Genomic DNA, 4,297 nt, shown 5'->3' with positions numbered 1-4,297 from the left:
GGGGCGGAGGTGACGGCCAGGGCGACGACGGCGCCGCCGACGGTCGCGCGCGCGGCTGCGCGCCGCAGGGGGGAGGGGTGCACGGGGGCTCCAGGCTCGGGGAGCACCGGGGGTGTCCGGTGTGCGCCGAACCGTGGCACAGGTCCGGTCCCCGCGGGGAGGTGCGGCGGGAGTCCGCACGACGTCCGCGTCGGGGCCCCGCGGGCGCCGCGCGGTGGACGGCCTCGGTGGACGGCTGGGGCCCCGCCCCGGGGATGGGGGACGATGGGGGCGTGACCGCCACCGCCACCGCTCCGACCGCGGGCCCGGCCACCGCCGGGGCCGGTCCGCTGCGCATCGGCCCCCACGAGGTGCGCACCCCCGTCGTGCTCGCCCCGATGGCCGGCATCACCGGCGAGGCCTACCGCACCCTGTGCCGCGAGCAGATGGAGGCCGCGGGCGGCGAGGGCGTCTTCGTCTCGGAGATGGTGACCTCGCGGGCGCTCGTGGAGCGCACGCCCGAGTCCCTGCGGCTCGTGCGCCACGGGCCCGCCGTGGCCCTGCGGAGCACCCAGCTGTACGGCGTCGAGCCGCGCACCGTCGGCGCCGCCGTCCGCGTGCTCGTCGAGGAGGACCTGGCCGACCACGTCGACCTCAACTTCGGCTGCCCCGTCGCCAAGGTCACGCGCAAGGGCGGTGGCGCCGCCCTGCCGTGGAAGAGCTCGCTCTTCGCGTCCGTGGTCCGGGAGGCGGTGCGGGCGGCCGAGCCCGCCGGCGTCCCCGTCACGGTGAAGATGCGCGTCGGCGTCGACGCCGAGCACCACACCTACCTCGACGCCGGCCGCGCGGCCGAGGGCGAGGGGGCGGCCGCCGTCGCGCTGCACGCCCGCACGGCCGAGCAGTACTACTCCGGCACCGCGGACTGGAGCCGGATCGCCCGGCTCAAGGAGGCCGTGACGAGCGTGCCGGTGCTCGGCAACGGCGACGTCTGGTCGGGCGAGGACGCGGTGCGCATGGTCGCCGAGACGGGCTGCGACGGCGTCGTCGTCGGGCGCGGCTGCCTCGGTCGCCCCTGGCTCTTCGCCGACCTCGCCGCCGCCTTCGCCGGCCGTCCCGAGCGGGTGCGCCCCACCCTCGGCGAGGTCGCGGCGATGCTCCACCGGCACGCCGTCCTGCTCGCGGAGGAGTTCGGCACCGCGGAGGCGCCGGACGAGGACCGCGCCTGCCGCGACATCCGCAAGCACGTCGCCTGGTACCTCAAGGGCTTCCCCGTGGGCTCCTCCCTGCGGCAGCGCCTCGCCCTGGTGCCGACGCTCGACGCGCTCGCCGAGGTCCTCTCCGAGCTCGACGCCGACGCGCCGTGGCCGGGCGACGACGCGGAGGGGCCGCGCGGGCGCACCGCGGCGACGAAGCGCGTCGCGCTGCCCGAGGGCTGGCTCGACTCGCGGGAGCTCACGGGCTCCGCCGCGCGGATGGTGACGGACGCCGAGGCGTCCGTCTCGGGCGGGTGAGCGAGCGCCCCGCCGCCGGGGTCGTGCGGCGCGACGACGCCCGCGTGCCCGGGTACGGGCCGCACGACCGGGAGCGCCGGGTGGCCGAGGCGCCCAAGAGCGCGGCCCGGGGCGACTTCGCCCGCGACCGGGCCCGGGTGCTGCACTCCTCGGCGCTGCGGCGTCTCGGCGGCAAGACGCAGGTCGTCGGGCCGGGCACGGACGACTTCGCCCGCACCCGCCTGACGCACAGCCTCGAGGTGGCGCAGGTGGGCCGCGAGCTCGCCGCGTCGCTCGGCTGCGACCCCGACGTCGTCGACACGGCCTGCCTGGCGCACGACCTCGGCCACCCGCCGTTCGGGCACAACGGCGAGCGGGCGCTCGCCACCGCGGCCGCGGCGATCGGCGGTTTCGAGGGCAACGCGCAGACCCTGCGCCTGCTCACGCGGCTCGAGCCCAAGGTCGTCGACCCGGCCACCGGGCGCAGCGGCGGGCTCAACCTCACCCGGGCGAGCCTGGACGCCGTCACGAAGTACCCGTGGCACGCCGGGGAGGCCCCCGGCGGGCCCGACGCGGCCGGCAGCGGCAAGTACGGCGTCTACGCGGGCCCCGACGGCGACGACGAGGTCTTCGCCTGGCTGCGCCGCGACGCCCCGGGGCGCCGGCGGTGCCTCGAGGCGCAGGTCATGGACCTGGCCGACGACATCGCCTACAGCGTCCACGACGTCGAGGACGCCGTCGTCGCGGGGAGGCTCGACCTCGGCGTCGTCGCCGACCGCGGGCAGCGCGCGCGGGTGGCCGAGCTCGCCGCGCGCTGGCACGGCCTCGAGGCGGCCGCCGTCGCCGACGGCCTGCAGCGGCTCGCCGCCTCTCCGGAGTGGGTCGGCCGCACCGACCTCGGGCGCGCCTCGCTGGCCGCGCTGAAGGACATGACGAGCCAGCTCGTCGGCCGCTTCGTCGACGCCGCCCGGCGCGCCACGCAGGAGGCGCACGGCGAGCGCCCCCTGGTGCGCTACGGCGCCGACGTCGTCGTCCCGCCGGCGACGCAGGCGGAGATCGCCGCGCTCAAGGGCCTCGCGGCGCTCTTCGTCATGGAGGCGGGGGACCGCCAGCCCGAGTACGTGCGCCAGCGCGAGGTCGTCGCGGAGCTCGTCGAGGCGCTCTGCGCCCGCGGGCCCGAGGCCCTCGAGCCCGCCTACGCCGCCGACCTCGCGGCCGCCAGCGGCGACGACGCGCGGCTGCGGGTCGTCGTCGACCAGGTCGCCGCGCTCACCGACGCCGGCGCCCACGCCTGGCACGACCGGCTGGTGCGCCGGGCCTGACCCGCCGCCGCGGGCGAGTCGTCGCCTGCTCGCCCTCCCGAGGGTGCTCCCGGGGGCGAGTCGTCGCCTGTTCGCCCGCCCATCCCGGCCCCGCGATCGGCCGGGCGCTGTGGACGCCGGGCCGCCGTCGCCGCGGCCGACCTAGACTCCGGTCGTGCCAGGCCTGATCCGCAGCGAGGACGTCGACGCCGTCCGCGAGCAGGTCCGCCTCGACGAGGTCGTCGGGGAGTACGTCACGCTCAAGCCCGCCGGCGCGGGCTCGCTCAAGGGCCTGTGCCCCTTCCACGACGAGCGCTCGCCGTCCTTCCACGTGCGCCCGTCCGTCGGCTTCTACAAGTGCTTCGGGTGCGGGGCCGGCGGCGACGTCTTCCGCTTCCTCCAGGAGGTCGACCACCTCACCTTCCCCGAGGCCGTCGAGCGCCTGGCCCAGCGCGCCGGCGTCCAGCTGCGCTACGAGGAGGGCTCCGGCGGCCCGCGGCGCCAGGACGTCGGCGCCCGGCAGCGGATGCTCGACGCCCACCGCGTCGCGGCGGAGTTCTTCGCCGAGCAGCTCGCCTCCCCGGGCGCGCGGGTGGCGCGGCGCTTCCTCGCCGAGCGGGGCTTCGACCGCGCCGCGGCCGAGCACTTCGGCGCCGGCTTCGCCCCCGAGGGCTGGGACGCGCTCACCAAGCACCTGCGCGGCCGCGGCTACCGCGACGACGAGCTCGCCACCGCCGGCCTCGTGAGCCGCGCCCAGTCCGGCGACCGGGTCTACGACCGCTTCCGCGGGCGGCTCGTCTGGCCGATCCGCGACGTCGCGGGGGCGACCATCGGCTTCGGGGCCCGTCGGCTCCTCGAGTCCGACCAGGGGCCGAAGTACCTCAACACCCCGCAGACCCCGCTGTACGACAAGTCGACCGTCCTCTACGGCCTCGACCTCGCCAAGCGGGAGATCGCCAGGCGCCGCCAGGTCGTCTTCGTCGAGGGCTACACCGACGTCATGGCGTGCCACCTCTCGGGCGTGCCGACGGCGGTGGCCACGTGCGGCACCGCCTTCGGGCCCGAGCACATCAGGGCCGTGCGGCGGCTGCTCGTCGACGACGACGCCTTCCGCGGCGAGGTCGTCTTCACCTTCGACGGCGACGAGGCCGGGCGGAAGGCGGCGCTGCGGGCCTTCGAGCAGGACCAGCGCTTCACGGCGTCCACGTTCGTCGCCGTGGAGGCGTCCGGCCTCGACCCGTGCGACCTGCGGCTCGAGCGCGGGCCCGAGGCCGTCGCCGAGCTCGTCGCCACCCGCGTGCCGCTCTTCGAGTTCGCGCTGCGCTCGACCCTCGAGCGCTTCGACCTCGACTCGGCCGAGGGCCGCGTGCAGGCCCTGCGGGCGGCCGCGCCCCTCGTGGCCGGCATCAAGGACCCGGCGCTGCGCCCGGAGTACGCGCGCCAGCTCTCCGGCTGGCTCGGCATGGACGTCGACGACGTCCGCCGCGCCGTCGCCGCGGCCGGCCGGTCCGGCTCACCGGGCGGCCG

3 protein-coding genes are annotated in these 4,297 nt (G+C 77.7%); all 3 read left to right on the top strand.

The window, feature by feature from the left end; genetic code table 11:
* Positions 1 to 272 precede the first annotated feature (272 nt).
* Entirely contained in the window at positions 273 to 1,490 is a 1,218-nt protein-coding gene (gene dusB / locus HLB09_RS13725) for a tRNA dihydrouridine synthase DusB (protein WP_322790192.1), read from the top strand.
* Complete coding sequence (locus HLB09_RS13720) at positions 1,487 to 2,791, top strand: deoxyguanosinetriphosphate triphosphohydrolase (RefSeq protein WP_322790191.1); 1,305 nt, start codon at positions 1,487 to 1,489, stop codon at positions 2,789 to 2,791. The genes dusB and HLB09_RS13720 overlap by 4 nt, the downstream gene beginning before the upstream one ends.
* Positions 2,792 to 2,945: 154 nt before the next feature.
* On the top strand, positions 2,946 to 4,297 hold a 1,352-nt coding region (gene dnaG, locus HLB09_RS13715; RefSeq protein WP_171203907.1), incomplete at its 3' end, for a DNA primase.

Source organism: Pseudokineococcus marinus, from assembly GCF_013004605.1.
Taxonomy (GTDB): domain Bacteria; phylum Actinomycetota; class Actinomycetes; order Actinomycetales; family Quadrisphaeraceae; genus Pseudokineococcus; species Pseudokineococcus marinus.
The sequence above is the reverse complement of the archived record's forward strand: the minus strand, read 5'-3'. Positions and strand labels throughout refer to the sequence as shown.